At 57.0% G+C, this 22,252-nt stretch carries 20 protein-coding genes; 7 read left to right on the top strand and 13 right to left on the bottom strand.

Annotated features, from left to right (window positions below; translation table 11 throughout):
- Positions 1-32: 32 nt before the first annotated feature.
- Positions 33-1,148 (bottom strand): HNH endonuclease signature motif containing protein, encoded by a 1,116-nt coding sequence (locus ACXM2N_RS09590; RefSeq protein ID WP_458488159.1) that lies wholly within the window; start codon positions 1,146-1,148, stop codon positions 33-35.
- A 160-nt stretch (positions 1,149-1,308) separates the two neighbouring features.
- Positions 1,309-2,139: an ABC transporter permease gene (locus tag ACXM2N_RS09585; RefSeq protein ID WP_458488157.1), complete on the bottom strand. Its 831-nt coding sequence runs from the start codon at positions 2,137-2,139 to the stop codon at positions 1,309-1,311.
- Between the two features lie 396 nt (positions 2,140-2,535).
- Between ACXM2N_RS09585 and ACXM2N_RS09580 the strand changes: the two genes are divergently transcribed.
- Positions 2,536-4,056 carry an APC family permease gene (locus ACXM2N_RS09580; protein ID WP_458488155.1) on the top strand — a complete coding sequence of 507 codons (1,521 nt, stop codon included), beginning with the start codon at positions 2,536-2,538 and terminating at the stop codon, positions 4,054-4,056.
- 92 nt (positions 4,057-4,148) lie between these two features.
- On the opposite strand, the gene ACXM2N_RS09575 is transcribed toward ACXM2N_RS09580, so the two are convergent.
- A complete protein-coding gene (locus ACXM2N_RS09575; RefSeq protein WP_458488153.1) occupies positions 4,149-4,892 on the bottom strand; it encodes a TatD family hydrolase in 744 nt (247 codons plus the stop codon).
- A gap of 1 nt (position 4,893) precedes the next feature.
- Positions 4,894-5,661 (bottom strand): tRNA threonylcarbamoyladenosine dehydratase, encoded by a 768-nt coding sequence (locus ACXM2N_RS09570; RefSeq protein WP_458488151.1) that lies wholly within the window; start codon positions 5,659-5,661, stop codon positions 4,894-4,896.
- 132 nt (positions 5,662-5,793) lie between these two features.
- Between ACXM2N_RS09570 and ACXM2N_RS09565 the strand changes: the two genes are divergently transcribed.
- The gene (locus tag ACXM2N_RS09565; protein ID WP_458488149.1) at positions 5,794-6,534 is read left to right on the top strand and encodes a glutamine amidotransferase; all 741 of its coding nucleotides are present in this window, start codon (positions 5,794-5,796) and stop codon (positions 6,532-6,534) included.
- A 119-nt stretch (positions 6,535-6,653) separates the two neighbouring features.
- Here ACXM2N_RS09565 and ACXM2N_RS09560 read toward each other — a convergent pair whose 3' ends face one another.
- The 6 genes from ACXM2N_RS09560 to ACXM2N_RS09535 form a co-directional block, all read right to left on the bottom strand.
- Positions 6,654-7,247 carry a potassium channel family protein gene (locus ACXM2N_RS09560; RefSeq protein WP_458488147.1) on the bottom strand — a complete coding sequence of 198 codons (594 nt, stop codon included), beginning with the start codon at positions 7,245-7,247 and terminating at the stop codon, positions 6,654-6,656.
- 73 nt (positions 7,248-7,320) lie between these two features.
- Entirely contained in the window at positions 7,321-8,631 is a 1,311-nt protein-coding gene (locus ACXM2N_RS09555) for a TrkH family potassium uptake protein (RefSeq protein ID WP_458488145.1), read from the bottom strand.
- A gap of 35 nt (positions 8,632-8,666) precedes the next feature.
- The gene (locus tag ACXM2N_RS09550; RefSeq protein WP_458488143.1) at positions 8,667-12,080 is read right to left on the bottom strand and encodes a UvrD-helicase domain-containing protein; all 3,414 of its coding nucleotides are present in this window, start codon (positions 12,078-12,080) and stop codon (positions 8,667-8,669) included.
- Positions 12,081-12,109: 29 nt separating this feature from the next.
- The gene (locus ACXM2N_RS09545) at positions 12,110-14,890 is read right to left on the bottom strand and encodes a PD-(D/E)XK nuclease family protein (RefSeq protein ID WP_458488141.1); all 2,781 of its coding nucleotides are present in this window, start codon (positions 14,888-14,890) and stop codon (positions 12,110-12,112) included.
- Positions 14,891-14,947: 57 nt separating this feature from the next.
- On the bottom strand, positions 14,948-15,742 hold the full coding sequence (locus tag ACXM2N_RS09540) for an aldo/keto reductase (RefSeq protein WP_458488139.1): 795 nt from the start codon (positions 15,740-15,742) through the stop codon (positions 14,948-14,950).
- Between the two features lie 119 nt (positions 15,743-15,861).
- The gene (locus ACXM2N_RS09535) at positions 15,862-17,304 is read right to left on the bottom strand and encodes a glutamate--cysteine ligase (protein ID WP_458488137.1); all 1,443 of its coding nucleotides are present in this window, start codon (positions 17,302-17,304) and stop codon (positions 15,862-15,864) included.
- Between the two features lie 13 nt (positions 17,305-17,317).
- Between ACXM2N_RS09535 and ACXM2N_RS09530 the strand changes: the two genes are divergently transcribed.
- Positions 17,318-17,515 carry a hypothetical protein gene (locus ACXM2N_RS09530; protein ID WP_458488136.1) on the top strand — a complete coding sequence of 66 codons (198 nt, stop codon included), beginning with the start codon at positions 17,318-17,320 and terminating at the stop codon, positions 17,513-17,515.
- 75 nt (positions 17,516-17,590) lie between these two features.
- Here ACXM2N_RS09530 and ACXM2N_RS09525 read toward each other — a convergent pair whose 3' ends face one another.
- Positions 17,591-18,289: a hypothetical protein gene (locus ACXM2N_RS09525; protein ID WP_458488134.1), complete on the bottom strand. Its 699-nt coding sequence runs from the start codon at positions 18,287-18,289 to the stop codon at positions 17,591-17,593.
- Complete coding sequence (locus ACXM2N_RS09520) at positions 18,276-19,181, bottom strand: DUF2207 domain-containing protein (protein ID WP_458488132.1); 906 nt, start codon at positions 19,179-19,181, stop codon at positions 18,276-18,278. The genes ACXM2N_RS09525 and ACXM2N_RS09520 overlap by 14 nt, the downstream gene beginning before the upstream one ends.
- A gap of 50 nt (positions 19,182-19,231) precedes the next feature.
- On the opposite strand from ACXM2N_RS09520, the gene ACXM2N_RS09515 reads away from it, so the two are divergent.
- From ACXM2N_RS09515 to ACXM2N_RS09505, 3 genes are all read left to right on the top strand, one after another.
- Positions 19,232-19,567: a hypothetical protein gene (locus ACXM2N_RS09515; RefSeq protein ID WP_458488130.1), complete on the top strand. Its 336-nt coding sequence runs from the start codon at positions 19,232-19,234 to the stop codon at positions 19,565-19,567.
- A gap of 70 nt (positions 19,568-19,637) precedes the next feature.
- On the top strand, positions 19,638-20,072 hold the full coding sequence (locus tag ACXM2N_RS09510) for a pyridoxamine 5'-phosphate oxidase family protein (protein ID WP_458488128.1): 435 nt from the start codon (positions 19,638-19,640) through the stop codon (positions 20,070-20,072).
- On the top strand, positions 20,073-20,825 hold the full coding sequence (locus ACXM2N_RS09505) for a fructosamine kinase family protein (RefSeq protein WP_458488126.1): 753 nt from the start codon (positions 20,073-20,075) through the stop codon (positions 20,823-20,825). It abuts the gene before it with no gap.
- 221 nt (positions 20,826-21,046) lie between these two features.
- Here the strand turns inward: ACXM2N_RS09505 and nadE are convergent, their stop codons facing one another.
- Entirely contained in the window at positions 21,047-21,892 is an 846-nt protein-coding gene (gene nadE / locus ACXM2N_RS09500) for an ammonia-dependent NAD(+) synthetase (RefSeq protein ID WP_458488124.1), read from the bottom strand.
- A gap of 134 nt (positions 21,893-22,026) precedes the next feature.
- Between nadE and ykgO the strand changes: the two genes are divergently transcribed.
- Positions 22,027-22,149: a type B 50S ribosomal protein L36 gene (gene ykgO, locus ACXM2N_RS09495; protein ID WP_005511141.1), complete on the top strand. Its 123-nt coding sequence runs from the start codon at positions 22,027-22,029 to the stop codon at positions 22,147-22,149.
- Positions 22,150-22,252: the final 103 nt, after the last annotated feature.

The raw sequence follows: 22,252 nt of genomic DNA, 5'->3' as shown, positions 1-22,252 counted from the left end.
AGCACCTGGGTGCTACGGCTTTTGTTGAGGTGTTATCCGAAAAGTTTACGAGCGGCACCGAGCATGGCTAGCCGGTGCTCGTTTCTTCGGTCTTTGAAACCATACGCGGAAACCCAGTAGGCGAAGGGGCCACGTTTTTCGACATGGCCGTTGAGTCTGCGCCACCAGTCGTCATCATTCTTGCCGTTGTGGTACTTGCACAAAGGCACAATGTTGTCCATGTTGGTCAGCCCGCCGTTCTTGAAGGCGATGACGTGATGCATCTGGCATTCATCGAACGGCACACTGCACCCTGGTGCCACGCAGGTGGGGTTTTCCGCGAAAGCCGCTAAGCGTTGCTTTTCAGTAGCAAAACGCTCATCACGATAGTTATCCAACGCGCCGGCTAGGCGATCGAGGATTGTGTAGATCCCATGGTTGAGCAGGGCCCGCTCCGCGTATTCCTTGCCGGTGAGTTCTGTGCCGTCACTGCAGGCGAGACGGAGGTCATCGCCTTCACCGCGGAGTATCTGGGCGTGTTCTTCCAACGGGATGCTCACCATTGGAATGACAGGCGAAACGGCTACGTTTCCGCCGTTTTCCAGTAGCTTGGCAAAGGCTTCGCCCAAAGCTTGGTTTTTGGTCTTGCTGCTGTCGACTCTTGTGATTTCTTTTGCTACGGGGGTCACTGACTTGGAAATGTCTGCGATGCGTGCCTGAGGGGCAGTGTAGGTCATGGTGCTCATACCGTCACTGCCGCGGCTGATGCGCAGACTCTCAGTGCGCTTGGGCTTAGTTTGTTTGAGCTCGGTAACGCGCTTCTTTGCCAATGCGGCAATTGTGCTAGAAGGTCTCTTCTCCTCGGTCAGGTCGCGCCAGAGTTTCCACTGCTCACGCTCACCTTTGAGTTTTTCCACGTAGCTGCAGATCATCCCCAGTACGGAGAGGGAGAAACCATGGGTTTCGATAGCCTCGAGAGTGCGGCGTTGCTGCATGACGTGCTTGGTTGGGCCAAACAGCCAGTTTGCAGCTGTGATGTATAGCTCGGCCTCGGCCGGGGCGATTGTGGGGAAGTCCCATTTCTTGCGGCCGAAGAATCCTCGCAGCACAACGGCGCCGCTGTCTAAGGCGGTGAGGAAAGCGCTGAACTCTGCGTCAAAATCGGTCATAAACGCAACCGTAAAGGCGTTTACGCGATCGGTAAAGCAACCTCCTCGAAACCCTGTGGAAAACGTCCTTTGGGCGTGGAAGTTATCCACAGATCGGGCCATTGTGCGCGAAAGTATTGAGGCTCAGCTTTGGGTGATCTAGCCTTATCGGGCGGTTCTGTTAGGAGTGATCACCCATGTCTTCGACGGAAGGATCACCTAGCATGACGCGTTCGACGGTATTAACCATCAGCACCAACACGGCGGTCAGCAGGATGATGACCACTGTGGCAGCAAAAATTAGAGGTGTGCGGAAGGAGTTGTAGGCCTGTTGAAGCCAAATGCCTAGCCCCTGCCTAGCGCCCAAATACTCCGCGGTGGCGGCGGTGGCGAACACGTACGCCGCAGATACTCTGATACCGCCAAAGATTTGGCGCGCAGCCACCCGAAGTTTCACATGCCATAGTGTCCACGCAGGTGTTGCGCCTGATGTGAGTGCCACGTCCGAATAGAAGCGCGGGACCGATGCCAGACCGCGGATTGTTGCTACCGCGATGGGGAACATGCCAAAGACGGTAACGATGACGATCTTGCCTGAGATCTCAAAGCCGAACCAGATCAGAAACAAGGGTGCGATAGAGATTAGGGGCATGGTTTGTGCCGCGGATAGCAGTGGGAATAGGGCGGCGTTAACCGTGCGTGAAGAGTAAAGGGCGATGCCCACCAGGATGCCAAGAACCACTGCGAATAGGAAGCCTACAAAGCCTTCGAAAGCTGTGACCGCGGTAGCAGGGCCCAGTGTCGGCCACGTATCAACGATTGCGTGCACAACACTGCTTGGAGCCGCCACGAGGGATTCCTTAACAGCCCCCGATTGCACCCAGAACTCCCACGCGAGAAGCAGAATAAGGATGGCTACAACAGTGGGTAGGAGTCGACCAAGACCGCCCCGAACCCGCGGGCCGGTCTTTTCTTCATCGATAAAGTTTGGGACCTTTTTCACCGTTGTCATTCACCTTGCTTCCTAGAACCACACGCAATTAGCAAGAGTCTCAGTAAGGTGAGGAGCCTGGACGCTAAATGCGCATCCTTCATTGTGGCACGGGCAAGCACAAAACACCGCATCGCGCCAAGAGGAATAACAAAATGCACGGCGGAAGTAGGTCTGCGGTGAGGGCGATAAAGAAGAATCACAGATTTCACTCGGATGTCTGATCTTGGACATGGCGGTGCGTGCTGGCGGGGGCAGACAGTGCTTCCGCAACCTGCGTATTTGCGGAGTAGGGGTAGGGGAATAGGAAAGTTCATCGTCATAGTGTGAGATATGGGGTGAATAAGCGTGCTTTTGGCGGCGCAAAGTCAAGTTTTTTTGAAGGTGATTTTTCCGTTACTTAACAAAGGGGTGCCCATGGCCCACGGTGTTGTTTTGCGACCTGCTCCGGCAGTTGAGCACAAGGTTGATAAAGGTCTTGCTGACGGCAGGCTAGGGTTTTGGCCCCTGATAGTGATTGGGATGTCCAGCACGGCGCCGCTGTATTCTCTGGCGGCAACGCTGGGGTACATCGTAATTGCGGCGGGTGCGCAGGCACCGATCGCTTTGATCGTGGCGTTCATTCCTATGGCGCTGACGGCCATGGCGTATAAAGAGCTCACCACCGCCGTGCCGGACGCTGGAACGGCGTTTACTTGGGCAAGTAAAACCTTCGGTCCGCGTACGGGTTGGTTCACCGGCTGGAGTGTGCTGGTCTCGAGTGTCATTGTGATGGCCGCGCAGTCTGAAGTGGCGTCGCGCTACTTCCTGTACATGATTGGTGATGGTTCACTAGGGAGCAATCAGGCGGTGGTTACCAGCGTGGGCGTGGCCATGATCGCTGCCATGACCTTCATTTCCTACCGCCGCGTGGAGGCAGGCGCCTTAACTCAGTATGCTCTGCTGGGCATGCAATACGCTGCGATTATTGCTTTCTGCTTGGGTCTGTGGAAGCTTATCGACAGTGGCAACTACGCCCTGAAATTTAACTGGCAGTGGTTCAACCCATTTGCCACCGACAACCCCACCGGCTTCCTCCAAGCGGTCCTCTTCGCCATCTTTATTTATTGGGGTTGGGACTCCTGCATGAGTTTGTCAGAGGAATCCAAGGACCCCGTTCGCGGTCCAGGCTTTGCCTCCCTCATGACCACCTGCATGCTGCTCATCACCTACGTGGGCATGACAATCCTGACCATGATGTACGCCGGCATCGGCGGTGAAGGCGTGGGCCTGAGCAATCAGGAATTTGCCGACGACGTTTTCTACAACCTCCGCGGCGACGCGCTCGGCGAGTGGGGATGGCTGCTGGTCTTCGCCGTATTCATCTCCGCGCTCGCCACCTGCCAAACCACCATCCTGCCCGCCGCCCGCGGCATTTTCGCCATGGGAGTGTACAAGGCGCTGCCACTACAATTCGCCTCCGTAAACAAGTATCAAACCCCAGGCTATGCCACATTATTTGTTGGAACAGTATCCGCAGCGTTTTACGTGGGCATGACCATCATCAGTCAGGATGTGCTGGCTGACACTATCGAGGCAACATCTCTGGCAGTGGCGGTGTACTACACCATTACGTCCTTTGCGTGCATCGCATACTTTCGTAAAAGTTTGTTCGATACCCCACGCAACGCACTCAACCGCTTCATACTGCCCGCGATTGGTGGTGTGCTGATGGGTGGGGTTTTTATCACGAGTGCGATCCACATGTTTCAACCCGATTACGGGTACACCACAATCCTGGGCACATCTGGCACTTTTGTGATGGGAGTGGGTTCACTTGCTATGGGCCTAGTGGTGGTGGAAGTAGCTGCGCGCTTGCGCTCCACGAGGCCATTCTTTGCGGGGCAGTCCCTCAACCGTGGCACCGCCGTGAAGGTTCCAGAGGAATCACCGATCTAAACAGTAGTGGTACAAAAAACTAAACTTTGAGGGTGTTTTCTGATCTTTTCCGGCAATTATGGGCTCAAAGTTTAGTTTTTTGTCCTTTTCCCCTAAAAACCCGGAAAACTGGTGATGCCTCCAAAGACCCTGCGCTGATTCTCCTTTATTACGGGGGCCATGTCCTCTCCACGAATCTCACTGATCGTGGACACTGTACTCGCAATGGCAGTAATCAGCTCCTGAGCGATGTCTTCCCCCGCGCCGGAAGGAGGCTCCAGTGGGTAGTCAGACTCCAAGAGGATGCGATCGGCGGGCACCTGTCTGACGTACGCACGCCCACGCTTGGCCTGGAGCATCATCGGATTCACCGAGATCAACCCGCCCATGCGGATCAGTCGAGTAAGTTCATCCGAGGTGCCGGAAAACCAGTGAATGACCTTGGTAATGTGCTCCGGCAGGTCCGCCAAGTGGTCCAATACCGCGCTCGTGGCGCGGACCGAGTGGATCGAGAGAACGCGAGGTTCTTCGGCCTGGGCGACGTCGGAAAGAATACTGCGGAACACGTGCTCTTGGCGCGCTGAGGCGTGGCGCGGGCCGAAGTCAAGGCCGATCTCGCCGATGAGGCGCGCGAGGGGAAGGTTCTCGCGGAAGATCGCGAGTTCTTTTTCAACGTCAGCCTCAGCCACCTGCCACGGGTGGAAGCCTAGCGCGGCGTTGGGGTAATGCTCGACAAACTGCGACGGCAGCAGCGTCTGGGAGACGATGCGGACTTCAGATTCAGCGAGCGTAGAAAGGAAGGACTCTCGCTGGGTGGTGGGGATGAAGTCGAAATGGTAGTGAGTGTCGAGCAGCATGCTACTCCTCAACCGTGAGTGCGGGCTTGCCCATGCGCGGTGGATTAGGCAGTTCCTCCAGGCCAGCTAGGCGGCGGATGACCTTTCCAGCCATCATCTGGCCCATGATCGGCGGCATGTAGCTCATGGAACCTAGAGATTCGCCTTTGGTAGGCCCTGCACCTGGCACCTTGAAAGACTCCTCGTAAGAGTAGAGCACCTCGGTACCGCGGATGCCGCGCTTGCGGGACTCAATGCGTATGACCTTAGAGAGTGGGCAGTTCTGTGTGCGGCGGATGTTCGAAAACTTCAGGTACGCCGGATCCATCTTGTTTGCCGCGCCCATGGAGGAAATGAGGCGGATGCCATTTTCCGCACACCACTGCGCCACCGCCAGCTTCTGAGACACAGTATCAATGCAGTCCAGTACGTAATCTGGGCGCGGGAAGGACTCGAGAGTTTCCGGCACATTATCGACGGTGAGGAAAACTTCTTTGGTGTAGGTCGTGCAGTACGGGTTGATTTCCTCCACCATTTTCTCCATCACCTCGGCCTTCTTGTGCCCCAGCGTTGAAGTGAAAGCAAGTGCTTGGCGGTTGATGTTGGACTCCTCAACCACATCTCGGTCCATCATGATGAGAGTGCCTATGCCACCACGAGCAAGGGCTTCCGCGCAGGACGATCCCACGCCGCCCAAGCCCAACACCATCACCGTAGAATCCTGCAGCTTCTGCAAGCCCTCATTGCCAAAAATGAGACGAAGCCGATCTAGGCGCGGACTCTCAATCACCGTACAAATACCTCCATGAAAGCAGTGAAACGTCAGGCCATCAGTATAGCCAAGGCCGTAGGCACCCCTTTTTGATTCGGCTGGCAGGGACCCAGCGCCAGTGAAACGCCCAGATTAGGTTAATCTCCTAGTATGAAACCTTTCGTTTTAGTTGCCTCACGCGGCGAAGAAGAACCAGCACAAGCGGAATACGAAGCCTTCCGCGACATCATGGGGCTTAACGACGAGCAGCTAATCCGAATTCGCCTCGAGCGCAAGGCCATGCCCGCCATTTCCCCAGATGACATATCCGGCGTGATCGTCAGCGGTAGCCCGTACACCACCAGCGACCCAGTGGAAACTAAGTCCGCTGAGCAGCTGCGCGTGGAGCAGGACATCTTTGACCTGATCGACATGGTGATGGAGCACGACATCCCGTTCTTCGGGGCCTGCTACGGCGTGGGCTCCCTCGGCGTGCACCAGGGCGCGATCATCGATCGCACACACGGCGAGGAGGTCTCGGTCGTGGAAATCTCGCTCACCGACGACGGTCTGGAAGACCCGCTCGTGCAGCGCTCGGGCGTCCCGCAGCAATTCCTGGCCGCGGTGGGGCACAAAGAGGCGGTGTCCCAACTGCCTGCGCAAGCCGTTCTCCTGGCCACCAGCGAAGGCTGCCCCGTCCAAATGTTTCGCATCGGCACCAAGCAGTACGCCACGCAATTCCACCCAGAACTCGATACGCCAAGCTTGATCGCCCGCGCCGGGTTCTACAAAACCGCCGGGTACTTCGATCCCGACGATTACGACGATCTCTGCGCCAGCCTCGAAAACGTGGACTCCGCTACATCCAAGCCACTGCTGCGCGCGTTCAGGGATATGTTCGCCAAGGACTAGAGGACCAAGAAGGAGCTGTTCCCTGTTTGACAGGCATCGCTGCGACTACGAAACCCACAAGGTGAGCGGACTAATCCTTAACGCAAATAGGTAGGCCAGCAGGTCAGTAGCTGAAGTTTTTACTCCTCGGCGCTGAAAGCCTCCAATGCCATAGGGGAACCAGCCACCACAATGAAATCAGAGGTAGTGAGGACATCACCGGTGCTCAGCGGAGTCCACACCCCACTGCTGGTACGCACGGAAACCAACTGCACCCTGTGCTCACGCCAAATAGCATCCAAGTCCACCGGCATGGTTGTCAGGGCGGGCGGTACAGACATCCTAGTGACACCATAGTTAGAGGCAAGCTCCGCGAAATCCTCAAACTTGCCACACAGAAGGTGGGCGACGCGCCTGCCAGTATCTCGCTCCGGGCGGATGATGTGGTGCACCCCAATCTGAGAAAGGATGCGGGCATGCGCCTCTGAGTCAGCTTTAGCCCAAATATCTTTCACGCCCAGTTCCACAATGTTGGAAGCAGTGAGGATGGACGCCTCGAGATCCGAACCGATGGCGATAACAGCACGCTCGATCTCCTCCACACCCAGCTGGCGAAGGGCTTGCGGATCAGTGGAATCCGCGATGACAGATTCGGTCAGATCGACGTCGCGGAGGCGCTTTTCATCAGTATCAATGCCCAACACCTCCACCCCGTGATCACGCAGCTCATTCACCAAAGAGGCTCCGAACCGTCCCAACCCAAGGACCACAACAGGTGTGGTGCTAGGAGGTTTTTTGTTAAAGATGCTAACCAATGATCGGCCTTTCTTCGGGATACCGGTAACGTTTTAACACGCTGCGAGCGGCGAGGGACGCCACCAGCGTGGTGGGGCCAATGCGGCCAAGATACATCAAGAAACACAGCACAAGCTGCGACGGGGTGGATAAAGTGGCCGTTATTCCCGTGGACAAGCCCACCGTCGCAAAAGCACTGAAGACTTCAAAATTCACCTGATCTCCGGTGAACTCGGGATCGAAAACACGAACAGCGCCAATGCCAAAGGCGACAACAACCACGCCCGCGAAAGTGAGGGCGAGTGCCTGCCTCATCACGGTATGCGGGATTCGCCTCCTGGCGATGGTGGTGTCTTCACGGCCCAAGAATTCCGCCGCCATGGCCACAACAAGCACGCACGCCGTGGTGACCTTGATACCGCCAGCCGTACCCGCGGATCCACCACCAATGAACATGAGTACGTTGGTTCCCATCAAAGTAATGGGGTGCGCCTCAGCGTAATCGACTGAGTTGAAGCCGGCTGTGCGCGGAACGGTTCCTTGAAAGAAAGCATTGAGGATTTTCTCTGACACCGTCATTCCCGCCAAGAACCCATCCCACTCAGCGAAAGCAACAAAAACCGCCCCCACAACCAGCAGGAAAATGGTGGCCTTAACGGTCATACGAGTGGTGATAGAGGTATGACCGGTCAGGAGCTCCGCCCACACCGGGTACCCCAAACCGCCACCGATGAGTGCCGCGGCGAGGGGAAGAAGAATCCACGCGTCGTGGGCGAAAGAAATCAGGTTGTCGCTGTGCGTTGAAAAACCAGCGTTGTTGAACGCCGAAATCGAATGAAAAACGCCTTCCCAGGCGGCCCGTGAAAACGAATAATCATAAGTCACGATCAAGCGCGTGCCAATAATAATAGCGATCACCAATTCCGCTGCGACGGTAAACAGGAAAGTGAAAGCTAGCATCTTCCGGATACTGGCGCCCGTAATGGGGCGCCCCTCCGCCGCCACGAACTGGCGGGTTTTCACGCTGATTCTGCCGGAAATTACCAAACCTGACAGTGAAGCCAGAGTCATGATGCCCAAACCACCAAGCTGAATCAGGCCGATGATGATGGCCTGACCAATAGGCGTCCAGTAGGTGGCCGTGTCCACCACGATCAAGCCCGTCAGCGACACCGCGGACGTGGCGGTGAAGAAAGCTGGCATGAAAGGGGTGAAGTGAGATCCCTGCGAGGAAAACGGCAGCATCAGTGCTACCGTTCCAGCCAGAATCAGGAGGAGAAAACCTCCCGCTGTTAGACGGGCTGGACTTATAGAACGCTCCATCGGAGGAATATTAGACCTCCGATGGATGCTTGTCACTATTTTTTGTAAGTGACAACCGTTCCTTCAGCTTCACCAACGAAAATCAGTTCAAGGCGATCGATCTTCTTTCCCAGCGCTTGCTCGACAATCCCCGCGTAGAGGTTCAGCTGAGTGAGGTAGCTTTGGATCATCTCAGGCTTGGTGAACTGGTCCGTCTTGTAGTCAGCGATGACCCAATCCTCACCGTCTTTGTAGAGGACGTCAATGACACCATCTACGGCCACGCCATCGATCTCGGCGATGACTGGAACCTCACGCATCACCTCATCGGCGGCCAGGATTCGTGCGAAGGCATCCGTTGCTCGCAGTGATTCCACAGCGAGGACAATGTCTTTTACTTGTGCCTTGCCCACACCGTGCAGCGGGGCGACGGTGGCAGCAAGCTGCGCAACATCAGAATCTGCATCCAGCAACTCCATAACCCCATGCACCGCGCTACCGAAGGCAGGGCCACCGATGATGGAGTGATTGCCGTGGATGCCTTTCTCAAAACCAGCAGGCACTGCGATCGGGGTAAGCGATTCGCGTACCTTGGCGCCGGTCTGCATTGCGGCCACGGAGCGAGAAGTCTCGCCCTGCGCTCCAGCGGCGTGCTTTTCCGCCGCTATGTCTTCTGAAGAATGATCCAGAGCGTGTGCGATGGTAGTGACCGCCACACGGGGAGCGACCTGCGAAGCCTTCTGCATGAGTAGCTCACGATTTGCAACGGAGTTCTCAAGCTTCTCTACGGGGAGATCCGTGAGACCCACGTGGGCGAACGTCCGGTCCTCAGGGGCTTTGAGCTCAGCTGCATCGATGAAGTCATCACGGGCGTTGACCACGTCAAACAACGGCGCCGAGGTCTGAGCTCCGTGGGCCTTGCCTTTATCGGTCAACACGCATTCGAACGGAATTGCCAGCACCGACTTAGCTCGAGTAGCGGCTACGTAATGCAGGCGCGTTTGCTCGTTCTTGTCTGCAAGCTTGTCCATATTGCTAAACTCTGTGAAATTGTCGGTTTCCACAGGGTCCAATTTAAAATTGGCAAGGCCGGTGCCAGCGGAAACGGACAAGAAGCCTCGGCGTTCCAACGCATTATTCGCACGCGCAGTCATACCGGCCATGATCACCATGGGGAACTCGCGTCCCTTGGATTTGTGAACGGTAAGGATGCGGACTCCCGGAACGGAGTTATCCAAAATTGGGTCACTTGCGCCCTGAGTGTTGAACGCTTGGTCCTGTGCCCAATTCACGAATTCCCTCAGGCCAAGGCCTGAGGTCTTAGCAAAGGAATCCGCCTGAATTAAGAATGCATCAAGGCGTGAGAGATCAACGATACGGCCGTTGGACGCGACTTTCTGGCGCAGTTGGAGGTCCTCAGCAATGTCACGGATGAACTCAGATAGCGGCACCTGGGCAAGCTTGTCGCGCTGCGCGGAGATCCATTTAATCTGCGCGTCTACGTGGCCAAGAGGTGCGACAGTGAAGTGAGTGGCCAAGTCTGTATCACTGACTGCCAATGCAAGACTGCGCAGCGCGGCTACCTGCGTGAACGCATCTGCTGGGTCTGCAATTGCTCTCAAGACTACGAGGAAATCGGTGATGTCCTCAGTGCCGAACAAGCTTTGGGATCCCTCGGAGACGTAGGGGATGCCATTCTTGGTCAATGCGGCCATGATGCGCTTGGCGATGGAGTGTGTAGGAGCGAGGATGGCAATGTCTTCTAACGCGAAGCCCTCGCCAGCTTTCTTGCCTGCATGGTGGCACCAGCCTTCCTCTGGGTTGTCAACGGCTGCCTTAATGAGGCTGACAATGTCAGCATCCTCCAGCGCCTTGGCGGTCGCGCTATCTACACCGTCGGGATGGTCTCCCGAACGCACCAGCACCACACGTCCCGGGTGGTCGGTGTCATTAGGGATCATGTCTTCATAACTAGCCTGTTGAGGCGTGGCGCCGGAGGTTTGCTTGAACAGCTCCCCGAAGGTGAGGTTTACCCAGTTAACTACGCTGCTGGATGAGCGGAAGTTTCGGTGCATCTTCCGCTCGGCCTTGGCCTCGTCCTTAGGGTCGCGAGCAACTGCCAGATCATTCAGCATGGTCTTAGCTCGCATGAAGGACTCAATGTCCGCGCGGCGGAACTTGTAGATGGACTGCTTAGGATCACCCACCGTAAACAGCTTGCCTTCAGATGGATTGTCCGAAGATCCCCGAGCAATGTCCGTGACAATCTGCAGCTGAACTGGATCGGTGTCTTGGAATTCATCTACGAAGATGGCATGGAAGTGATCGTGTAGGGCCTGACGAACGGCCTCATGGTTGGCCAGCAGCTCGGCTGCGAGGAAGACCATGTCATGAAACTCTAAGCGACCCGAGCGCACTCGCTGACGGGCATTGTGCACAGCGATACCAGCCATGACACGGCGCAGATAGGACGTTGCCTCAACAAGGCGGCCGTTGTGAAGTTCCTTAATTTTCTGCTCAGTCTTTTTGAGGCAGTCCTTCATTGCCTTAACTTCAGGTTTGTTACCGCCTCTGCGATGGTCGGCTCCGGACTCAAAGTCCCAATTGGTGATGAGTTCGTCTTCGCTGCTGGCAATTACTTTGTCCATTTCCGCGAGCAGCGGGGCAACGTATGCCTCTACGAACTTGTTGCCGGCAGCGGAGTAGTTCTGGTGGTTGTACGGTGATAACTTAGTGTATAGCTCACGGAGACTGGTCTTGGTGAGCTTCTCAACGCTGATGGGGTGGCGCAGGGTTGGCCTAAGATCACCCCAGTTTTGGTCCATCCACTGAGCGACGTCAGCTATCGCCTGAACCTTGACGCCATTGGCGAGCAGCAACTCAAGGCACTCACGCAGGCGTGCAGGAACAATTCCGCAGTCCAGTTCGCGGAGGAAAGCTTCAGCGTCTGGATCCTCGTCAAGGATTGCGTCGAAAAACTCAAGAGTTGCTTCAGCCGCGGAAACGTGGCCCACTCCTACCTGGAGCTCATTGGTCTTTTCCACCTTTGGAGGGAGTCCTGCTTCAAACGGAAACTGTTTGAGCAACAACAAGCAGAAGGAGTGCAGCGTACCAATCGCAGCACCCGGAAGACCTTCAAGAGCTTTCGTTGCGCGGTCCTGAGCTAGCGTGATGTCACCAAAGGTGCGTGGGTCTGAGAAACCGTTGGGGAGTTCGCCAGTGAGTTGAATTGTGGAGAGAGACCTGCGTAAGCGAGCCGTAAGCTCTGCTGCAGCGGCCTCCGTGAAGGTAATGGCGGCAATGCGGTCAATGCTCACGCCGTCATCAACAATGAGCGTGATAAGACGCTCTACCAGCTGGTGAGTTTTGCCCGATCCAGCACCTGCCTCGACGAATAAGGAACGATCAGTGTTGTGGACGATGTCCTTACGCGCCGCGGCATCTTCTGCAATGAAGTCGGTGTGCGTCATGATTACTTACCTTCCTCTTCGTCGTGGACTTAGGAGAGCGTGAGGGGAACGAGAGCTTGTTCAGCAAAGCCCTCTGCGATGGTGTCGTAGTTGGAATGGCCAAGACGCAGGCGTTCTTCGAAGAGGTAGCGCCTTTCCTGCGGCGTTGCAGGGAATTGGCCGCTGGTAATCATCTCGTGGATGGCAGTCAGCTGATCGAGCAGCGTCTCGTGGACGGCGTCTGTAATCTCAATTTCCTTGAACGGCTCCGTAGCCTGAGGCAGAAAGTGCCAGAACCGCGCTTGGATGACGACGTCTTTACCCTGGAACTGTGTGCCCAAGTTACCAAGCAAACCAGTAGGTGCTTGCGGGGAGATGGCTTGGCGAACGGCCTCGCCGTACAGGGCTAGCTGGAAGCGGTAGGGGGACTGAGAAGTACCAGTTTTATTGGGCTGTGCGCCCGTTGGGAATTCCTGCGTGATCTTATATGGGGTCTTGCTTGACTTGTAGTCAGTAACGCGGAGCTCATAGCGCTCCTTGGCCTGATTAAAGCGGTAGTCGAATCGGTCAATTGAACCAGTGAGCGTGATTCTTTGGCCATTGAGCAGATCGATAGTGAGCGGGACATCGTGTGTCTTTGCGTGGCGGTTGTATCCGAACTTCAACTCTGCACCCAGTGGAATCCATCCGCCGTCTACTGCGTCCGACTTCTCCACCTCGAACCATTCCGTGATGGCCTTGAGTGCATTGTCAGAAAAGCGCCGAGCCACTGACGTGGATATGGTGCCGCTGTGGAGAAGTTTCAACCGGTGGTGGGTGATCTCCATCAGGGTCTCGAACGCCTTGTCCCAGTCGATCTCAGCTGCGGATCGAGGGCGTGGTGAGGCATGAAGCCAGACGCGGTTGGTCCATTCCTCAAAGATGGCGTGGTAGAAGTTGCCAGCCTCTCGTGGCTCTACGTCCATGAGTGCCTCAGGGGACTCGAGCACTCCTTGCCCCAAGACGCGGGAGATGAAGAATGTCAAAGGGGAGTTAGCGAAGTTCTCCAGCGCAGAATTGGAGATGTCTTTTTCAAAGAACTTCTTTCCTAGGTCAGTAGCAATGAAGCCGTTGAATTCATTCGCTTTGCCGCCCTTGCGGGCTGAGGAAATAGTCGCGTAGGTTGAGTCACCGGATACGGCTGCTTTGAGGGTGTCCACTTCCTCAGCATTCAGCGGCGTGAGCTCGCCCGCGGCAACATCCAAGTATGCGGGCCCATGGCGAGTGAACGTGCCGCCTGTCCACAGTGATGGCTCGGCTTTGCCAGATCCGTCTGCGTGGGAGCGCGGGTAAGTGTAAATGACTTCGGCTGCGCTGTTGGCTGCTGCGGTAAATGCCGCTCGACGGTGGCGAAGGAAATCGGCGGAGGTGAGTCTGAGCTGGTGCTGAGTGATGGACGGATCGATGCTGATGCTGCCCGGCAGTGCCTTATCGGTGGCGCCACAAACAAAAGCAACGGAGAGGTTGCGACCTGCGAGTTTGTCTAGCAGCCCTACCTTGAGCAAACCATCTTTAACCTGAGGTTGTGCGGTCTCAAGAAAATTGTGTACGACCTCAACGGCAAGCTCACGTGATACTGGGCCGCTCATGCCGGACAGGAGCGCCAGGAGCTCATCCGCCATCACCTTCTCAGCGCCGATAAAACCGGCAAGATCTTCCTTGATAAGGGCTGCGAGCTGGTCAGACGCCGATTCCCACGAGCTGGAGTCCCAGACTTTAAACAGCTGCTCGCGCAGATGCTTGATCCAGGCGAGGGTCTTATTCCACATCGAGGACTTCTTCTCAGACAGCCCTTCTGGCTCTGGTTGATCCCAGTCTTTGCCGGAATAGTAGGTTTCACTGCTGTTGCGGGTGATGATGTCAAAGGCAACAAGGCTTGGGCTATCCCCGCGCACCTTGCCCGTCTCCAGCAGGTTAACGAGGTCTGTGCGCAGCATCTTCGCGGGGTCAATCCGCAGCAGCAACGCTATGGCGCGTAGGCTCGGATTTTCCAGCCACGTGGTGTTCGTTGGCCCAGAGTAAGGCACCCCAGCTTTATCCAGCGCCTGGGTGATAAACGGTAAGGATTCCTCAGTGCAGGAGCCGATGGCCATCTTATGCAGCGCAACGCCCTGTTCCACCTTGTCCACGATGGTGCGGGCAATAAAGGACGCCTCATCTACCTCAGAAACAAAGGAGTGGTACTGCGCAGTGGAGTCCACGCTGAGAGTGAACACGTGGTCAGGCGAGAGCTGCTCAAGCGCCCACGTTGTGAACGGATCAAAACCGATAGGGCCCGCAACGATGACCGTGCGGGAGGCTAGGGCTTGTGTGGTGGCCTCGACTGCCTCAGGACGAGTGAAGAACTCATGTTTGAGGTTCTCCTCCACCTGCACGGCTAGTTCATACACCACGTGAGGGAGATCCGCACCGCGTGCTGGCTCACGCCACTCGCGCGGCAAGTTAAGCACGGTGGTGATGGAGTTAGTGAGGGATTCTCGGGTGACGGCCTCATTGTTGAGCTGCTTGGAGTGAAAAACGGTTGGGGTGGCGCCATCACTCATCAGCGCTGCAACCTGCGACGCTACCGCGGCGTGGGTGAGAGGCTTGCGCGGGCTGAGGTGCTTGGCACCATGCGTGATAGCCATCTCCAGCGTGACAACCTCAACGCCCAAGTAGGGGCCGAAGGGCGCAATGGCGGAGATGACATCATCGCGTGATTGTGGACCGCACACAATGGTAGTTGGGCCCTGAGCTTTTAGGACCTCAACGAGAGGGGAGGCGTACGGTGAAATGGGCGTCACATGAGTCATGCTTCCCAATCTACAATGACCCTGCGACATCGCCACCGATTAGCCCATTTTTGCTGCTTAGAAGTCTGCTTCGCTTGGGGCAGGGCCGATGCGGTTCGCAGCGTCAACGGCAGCAATCTTGTCCATATGCTCAGGCGTTAGCTCAAAGCTGAAGACGTCGAAGTTAGACGCGATTCGCTCCGGAGTCACGGACTTTGGAATGACCACGTTACCGATCTGCAGGTGCCAGCGGATGATCACCTGCGCTGGCGTCACGCCCAGCTCCCGAGCGATCGTGCCGATCTCCTCATTGTTTAGATCTTGCGCCTGTCCCAGCGGGCCCCATGCCTCAGTAGCAATGCCTCGCTCAGCGTGTAGCGCACGCAGCGCGCTCTGCTGGAAAGTTGGGTGCAGCTCCACCTGGTTGATCACAGGGACCTCGCCGTTGATGGCATCGAGGTGTTGCTGATCAAAGTTGGATACACCGATCGACTTGGCCAGTCCTTGGGCCTTGAGCTCCTGCATGTCATCCCATGCCTTGATGAAGGAATCACCGAATTTCTTGGTGGCTGGCCAGTGGATGAGATACAGATCCACATAGTCCGTTCCCAGTTTCTCCAAGGACTCCGCCAGCGCGGCTGGTGCGTCCTGGTGGCGGTCATTCCATAACTTGGTGGTCAGAAACAGCTCTGAGCGGTCAATGTTCTTAATCGCCGAGCCGACGCCTTCCTCATTGCCGTATACAGCCGCAGTATCGATGTGGCGGTAGCCAACCTCGAGTGCAGTCTCGACAGCAGCCTGGGTCTCTGGGTTAGGGATCTGGAACACGCCAAATCCAAGTTGTGGGATCTCGTTTCCATCATGAAGTTTCATACGTCCCACGGTAGCCATAACTATCCGCCACTTGCTCGCCGCAGGGCTGTGACCTGCGGGGAAAGGGAAACGCCGCGCGCAGGCGGCGGTGGAAGGACGTCGGCAAGCAGCGAGACGGCCTAGGTGAGGGGCCACGTGTGCACCGGCTCACCCGTGGCCTGAAGCTCCAGGTAGCGCCGCAGCATAACGGGTACGGAGTGATTGATGCAGTAGTCCAGCTGCCACGACGCGCCGTTTTGGCGGTGGTTCATGCGGCCGGAAATGACGTTCATGTACTTATCCACCACCTCGGTGGACACCCCTAGCCGCATGAGCCCCTCGCCGGCCTGATCGACGAGGTAGTTATTGACCAGGTCGATCACACTGATCCTGCCAAGAGTAGGCCAGCTCATGATGGAATTGAGGCCATCGCGGGCGCCCGCCTCGAAGTTGCTGTTGGCCTCCGCAAAGGACATCCTCGACCACACCGGGCGAGTCTGATTGGAAAGGTATTCAACGAGGCCATAGTAGAAAGCCGCGTCCGCAACAATATCCACCGGCGTAGGCCCCGCCGGTAGCAGACGGTTCTCGATACGGAAGTGAGAGCTTTCCTCACCGGGCTGGTAAATAGGACGGTTCCAGCGCCAAACCGTACCGTTATGCAGATTCAAGTAATGCAGCGCAGGCGAATCACCCGTCATCATGGGGGTGCCGGAATCGGAGCGATCCTCAGGCAAGAGAGGGGAGAAATAGCGCACGTTTTCCTCAAAGAGGTCAAACACGCTCGTAATCCAACGCTCACCGAACCACACACGTGGGCGCACTCCCTGATTCACCAGTTCCGACGTACGGGTATCAATAGCCTGCTTAAACAGCGGAATGCGGGTCTCGTGCCACAGGCGGTGGCCAGCAAACAACGGCGAATTCGCGCCGGTGGCAACCTGCACGCCGGCAATAGCCTGGGAGGCATTCCACACATCGGCAAACCGCGATGGCTTCACCTGCAGGTGCAGCTGCATGGAGGTACAACCAGACTCCGGCGCAATGTCCTGGAACTGCGCGTGGTAGTGATCTTCACGAGCAATATCAATGTGCACCAACTCGCCGCGCTTTTCCATGATGGTGTTAGACAGCGCGCGGTAGCGGTTCTCACCGGTCATCCACCCCTCGGTGGACAAGAACTCAGTGCTCAGCGTGGGCAAGGTTCCCACCATCGCCACGTGGGAGTCTTCCTGACGTGCGGCCTCGCGCACGGCTGCCAGCCGGTTCTCCAGCTCAGCCTGCAACCCAAGCAGCCCATCGCCGTCAATAGTTTGGGGCGGGAGGTTGAGCTCAACGTTGAATGCGCCAATCTCGGACTGGTACTCATCAGAGAGATGATCCAACACACTGCGCGACGTGGTGGCGGGCTCCATCTGGTCATCGACCAAATTGAGCTCAAGCTCGAGGCCGATGGTGCCCTTATCATCAAAACTGGCGTGCTGAAGGTGATTGTCAAACAACTCCAGATCCTGCATCAACCGCTCACGGTAGCGGGTGCGCTGTTGTGGAGTGTAGGAATCTGAAGATACGTGTTCGCCCATACAGTAAAGACTAATGAAAAACTCACTCCAAGCGGGCGGCAGCGCTGCGCCCCAGCCCCGCTCGGGCCAGCAGCCCCCACTGAGGTTGATTCCGCAGTGGCCTACCCGCACCCCGCCGTGGCCTACCCGCACCCCGCTCAACCCAGCAGCCCCGCCGCGGCGTGTCAACGCCCCGCAATACCCGGCTCTACTCCTCGAACTTCCTAACTAATGGCGTTCAGCGGATGCTGCATCGCGTTCGCCCTAGCGTCCTTTGAGCCAGCACTGGGGGAAAGGGGAGAGGGGCTTAGCGGGCGCCACCGCCACTCGCGGCCCCTGCTGCACCTGCTCCGCCACCAGCGGACGTGCTTGCGGGCGCAAAGCCCTGGGCAGCCTGGGTGGTCATAGAGTTCGCAGCGTAGACCGCAGGATAGAACGCGTAGTTATCGCCCAAGCGTCGCTGCGTTTCCCGCAGAGCGCCGAGGAAGCCGGCCCACATCAAGTGCTTTTCTGGTTGCGGGGCCGCATCGGGGTGCCAGCCGTCGCGCAAGTACTTCCTAAAACCATCCATCTGGTCCACGGTGGCCCGTCCAAGCTCGGTGAGCTCGTACTCATCGCGCGGGAACAATCCGGTCTTGCGCACCTTGATGGTGTAGCCGTGAGTAGCAAGGTAGTCGGTGGAATAGTCCCTCACATTCTCAGACCAGGTTGTGAACTCCGTCCGCTTCTTGGCAAAGAAGTCCTTGATCTCAGACTGTTCAATGAGGTCATCCTCGCCTGCGGCTGCAGTGATCAAGTCCCACAGCTGACGCTCGCAATCATTCTCAAAGGCGGGTGGCTGGGCAATACGCAGGCCGGGTTTTGGCCTCTTCAACATAACGCCAACCTCATACTCCTGCTCAATGAGGTTACGGCCCAGAATCCACTTCAGCAGATAAGCTACAAACTTTTGCTCATCCGTGTGATGGTACAAACCACTCAGCGCCAGCACCTCACCGTCCGGCATGGACGTGGTGTGCTCTATCTTCCACGAAGATGGGGCAAAGCCAGTGGCCTTTGCAGGGCGCTTGCTCAAGTAAGAGCGCAGCCAGAGCAAGAGCGGCGCCCACAATGGCGAGCGCTCCGGCGATGATCGCCGCTATCACACCGGGTGGCGTGGGCTGCGTGCCCTCGTCAGCTTGGGCCTTAATTTCTTCCGCATTCCAAGGCCAGGACGCTGATGTGCCAAAGGTATTGGGAGGCATGATCGCCAGCATGACGGCACGGGAATCAGAATGATAGGTATCCGTACTCATCTTCAGCGCGCCGGGCCGGATTTGTGCCTCGCCCTCAAAGCCGTAACCCTGAAGGTGGGTGTTATCCGCAGTGAAATCGAAGCCCGCATCGTTGCGAACGGTGATCTCCACATTGTTGGTGTCGGTCATACCCTCGTGGAGGAACTGCCAGTAGATGGCCTGCTGCCCATCAGTAAGCGTGCGCACGAAGTTGGTGACTACGTAGCTCACCTCGGACGTATGGGCTCCCTCGGAGCCGATTCCCCATGCGATTTCTAGCCCATCATCGGTGTCCACTATTCCGAACTGCCCAGCCTTTTCCTCCAAGCTGCGGTCTACATCCCACGGCGTGGACTCTTCCATGGGTGTGCCATCCTGGCTGACGGAAACGTCCGTGATCTCGGATTCACCCAAAGCAGCGAATGGGATGTAATGCTCAGTGGCGTCGTTGAAGGTGTACTGGCGCTCATCGGTCACGGTAGCCGAGCCGTCTTTATGGACGGTGACGTCAATGGTGATGCTGTCAATCACGTTATCGGCCGCGTGCGCCGGGGCGGCAAACATTGCGAGCGCAATAGCGATGAGGATGAAGCTTGCGAAGGTTGCCGAAACTCTTCTGATCATGGGGATCCTCCTTGCCAATCAACATACTCATGTGTGCGACAATGGGCAGCATGAATATAGAAGAGCTCATGGAATTTATTCAGTCCCCCGCAGTGCTGGATAGCATCCGCGCCTACGAATCCCAACGCCGCGAACTAGCTGAGCTTGCCGACGACGCCAAGCCCGACAAGCGCACCACGATCTTTGTCAACACCGAAGACTTGGCGTGGGCGTGGATTGGCAATCAGGAGGCCATGGGCCTCCTGCCTTTCGCGCTCGCCCACGCGAGCGCGGAGGTTGATGAGGCCGAGCTTCGCGAGCGAATCGCCGCCCTTGTTGAGGGATGGGAGTTCGTCGACCCGCCGTATGTAGCGTTCCTCGAAGCCGACGGCGGGTTGCGGGCATAAGGCCAAAAGTGTGAGAAAAAACCTTGCATAGAAATCCCACGGGGTAAGCAAAGGGTGGAAGAATGACACTATGGCTGGCAACGAAGAATTCACCGAAGCAATCAATGTTCTCTCCGAGGAACAATCGTACGAACGCCTAGCTACACAGCAGCTGGGCCGTTTAGTAGTGCGCCGCAAGGATGACATGGACATTTTCCCTGTCAACTACGTCATCGATGAAGAGAACAACATTTATTTCCGCACTGCGGAAGGCAACAAGCTATTCACCGTGAATCTCAACCCCGACGTCCTGTTTGAGGCTGACTGTGTTGACGGTGACAAGGCGTGGTCCGTGGTGGTCAAGGGCACCGCAACCTTGGTTAAAGACAACAAGGAAGTTGCTAAGGCTGACTCCCTTGAGCTCAAACCATGGGTTCCAACCCTGAAGTACAACTACGTACGCATTAACGCTAACGAGATCTCCGGCCGCGCCTTCAACCTAGGCGAAGAGCCAGAGCGCTACTAAGTGTCTTCTTTCACCAAACATCCCCGCGAGCCCCAGTCCGCACTAGCTGAGGCCGCGGGGTTGCGCTGGCTGAGGCAGGGCTCAAATTGCGTTGTGGAAGTACTCAGCGCCAGCGAGGACCACATCGAAACGGCCATGGTAGAAAGGGCAGCGCCCACCCCGGGTGCCGCCCGCACCGCGGGTAGGGAACTAGCAGCCATCCACCGCGCCGGAGCTCCGGCATATGGCAGCCCGCCGGAGGGGTGGGACGGGCTCAACTACATCGGCACCCAGACCCAGCCGTGTGAGCCCACTCAACAGTGGGCTCAGTTCTACGTGGAGCAGCGCGTTCTGGTGTTTGTGCAGCGTGCTGTAGACAATGGCAACCTCACGGCTCATGACGCCGCAGTGGTGGGTAAAGCCTGCGATTGGATACTGGATCACGCGGAGGAGTTGGCGCCGGACACGCCAGCGCGCATCCACGGTGATTTGTGGTCGGGCAACCTCATGTTCGGCGTCACTGGGCCTGTGTTCATCGATCCGGCGGCCCACGGTGGTCACCCGGAGACGGACCTTGCCATGCTTGCGCTGTTTGGCGCGCCCTATCTTGATGAGATCATCGCGGGATACCAGGAAGTATCGCCGCTTTCTACGGGCTGGGTGGACCGCATCCCGCTGCACCAACTGCACCCGCTAGCCGTGCACGCGGTGACGCACGGGCCGAGTTACGGGCGCGAACTCGTGCGTGCAGCCCGGCACGTGCTTGAGATCTGAAAGCGCGGTGGGTGATGTGGTTGGGTGATGCGATTGGGTGATGTGGTTGGGTGATGCGGTTGGGTGATGCGGCAAACGGGAGACAACGTTGGTTTAGCATCCGGCAAAACCGCTGGTCGCCACTTCTTGAAAACCGAACGTTGTCTCCCATTTGCCTATCGAAAGCACAATCCCCTCACCGCGCTCGCTCAAGCGGTAAGGGGATCTATGTATCTAGGTGGTTACTTCCACCAGTCATCCTGCGGGGTGACCGGGAGGTGGCGCTTGTGCTGGCCTACCTTCCACAAGTGTTCAATACGCTCGCGGGCGGATTGCTCGACCTTACCGGTGCCCTCAACGTAGTTATCGATCTGCGTGTAGGTGACACCCAGGGCCTCCTCGTCGGGGAGTGCTGGTCGATCATCTTCCAGATCCGCCGTAGGTACCTTCTTCCACGTGGACTCCGGTGCGCCCAGCTCCTTCAGAAGTGCCGCGCCCTGGCGTTTGGATAGGCCGAACAGTGGCAGGACATCTGCTGCGCCGTCCCCAAACTTGGTAAAGAAGGCCGTTACGTTCTCGGCGGCATGATCTGTGCCGATCACCAGCAGCCCCTTTTCGCCAGCGATGGCGTACTGCGCGATCATGCGCTGGCGCGCCTTAATATTGCCGGTGTTGAAGTCTGTGAGTTCCTCCTGGCCCAGTGCGGCGGCAACCTGCTTCTCGGCTGCGTCCGTAGTGTCCTTAATATTGACCGTGATGCTATGGTCTGGCTGAATAAACTCTAGGGCGATCTGGGCATCTGCCTCATCGGCTTGAACGCCGTAGGGCAGGCGCACTGCGTAAAAGTCCGCCTCAATGCCCTCGCCGCGGGCTTTTTCTACCGCCAGCTGCGCGAGGCGGCCGGCGAGTGTGGAATCCTGGCCTCCTGAAATGCCAAGCACAAAGCCCTTGGTATGGGAGGATTTCAAGTAATCCACGAGGAAATCCACGCGGGCGGCGATTTCTTTGGCCGGATCAATGTCCGCATGAGTGTTGAGCTCGGAGATGATCTCGCGCTGGGTGTCGGTAATTTTTGCTGCATCAGACATGTCGCCATTCTAGGCCTATACAACAAAGTTTGGTGTTTTGGGCTTAAGTGTAATAAAGTAATTCCTCGTGTCGTGGCTGGCTTAATGTTTAGCCGCCGCTTGATAATTCACCGTTCTAAAGAAAGGAGCGCCCGATGAAGGTCCGTAAGTCCCTTCGGTCGCTGAAGAACAAGCCGGGCGCTCAGGTTGTGCGTCGTCGTGGCAAGGTCTACGTGATCAACAAGAAGGAGCCTCGTTTCAAGGCTCGCCAGGGCTAATTCCCCTTGGCTTATAAAACCGGTACCGCTTAGGTGGTGCCGGTTTTTTCTGCGTTATGGGCATGGCCGCGGGTGTCGATACTCACACGCTCGGCGTGTCTTT

The organism is Corynebacterium sp. ZY180755 (genome assembly GCF_054331495.1).
This window is presented reverse-complemented; position numbering and strand designations above follow the sequence as displayed.

Coding starts and splice junctions, on each gene's coding strand:
- ACXM2N_RS09565 (WP_458488149.1), top strand. CDS start 5,794: ATGAAACCTTTCGTTTTAGTTGCCTCACGCGGCGAAGAAGAACCAGCA.
- ACXM2N_RS09590 (WP_458488159.1), bottom strand. CDS start 1,148: ATGACCGATTTTGACGCAGAGTTCAGCGCTTTCCTCACCGCCTTAGAC.
- ACXM2N_RS09555 (WP_458488145.1), bottom strand. CDS start 8,631: ATGGAGCGTTCTATAAGTCCAGCCCGTCTAACAGCGGGAGGTTTTCTC.
- ACXM2N_RS09520 (WP_458488132.1), bottom strand. CDS start 19,181: ATGATCAGAAGAGTTTCGGCAACCTTCGCAAGCTTCATCCTCATCGCT.
- ACXM2N_RS09575 (WP_458488153.1), bottom strand. CDS start 4,892: ATGCTGCTCGACACTCACTACCATTTCGACTTCATCCCCACCACCCAG.
- ACXM2N_RS09515 (WP_458488130.1), top strand. CDS start 19,232: ATGAATATAGAAGAGCTCATGGAATTTATTCAGTCCCCCGCAGTGCTG.
- ACXM2N_RS09540 (WP_458488139.1), bottom strand. CDS start 15,742: ATGAAACTTCATGATGGAAACGAGATCCCACAACTTGGATTTGGCGTG.
- ykgO (WP_005511141.1), top strand. CDS start 22,027: ATGAAGGTCCGTAAGTCCCTTCGGTCGCTGAAGAACAAGCCGGGCGCT.
- ACXM2N_RS09525 (WP_458488134.1), bottom strand. CDS start 18,289: ATGCCGGACGGTGAGGTGCTGGCGCTGAGTGGTTTGTACCATCACACG.
- ACXM2N_RS09535 (WP_458488137.1), bottom strand. CDS start 17,304: ATGGGCGAACACGTATCTTCAGATTCCTACACTCCACAACAGCGCACC.
- ACXM2N_RS09530 (WP_458488136.1), top strand. CDS start 17,318: ATGAAAAACTCACTCCAAGCGGGCGGCAGCGCTGCGCCCCAGCCCCGC.
- nadE (WP_458488124.1), bottom strand. CDS start 21,892: ATGTCTGATGCAGCAAAAATTACCGACACCCAGCGCGAGATCATCTCC.
- ACXM2N_RS09545 (WP_458488141.1), bottom strand. CDS start 14,890: ATGACTCATGTGACGCCCATTTCACCGTACGCCTCCCCTCTCGTTGAG.
- ACXM2N_RS09510 (WP_458488128.1), top strand. CDS start 19,638: ATGGCTGGCAACGAAGAATTCACCGAAGCAATCAATGTTCTCTCCGAG.
- ACXM2N_RS09585 (WP_458488157.1), bottom strand. CDS start 2,139: ATGACAACGGTGAAAAAGGTCCCAAACTTTATCGATGAAGAAAAGACC.
- ACXM2N_RS09580 (WP_458488155.1), top strand. CDS start 2,536: ATGGCCCACGGTGTTGTTTTGCGACCTGCTCCGGCAGTTGAGCACAAG.
- ACXM2N_RS09550 (WP_458488143.1), bottom strand. CDS start 12,080: ATGACGCACACCGACTTCATTGCAGAAGATGCCGCGGCGCGTAAGGAC.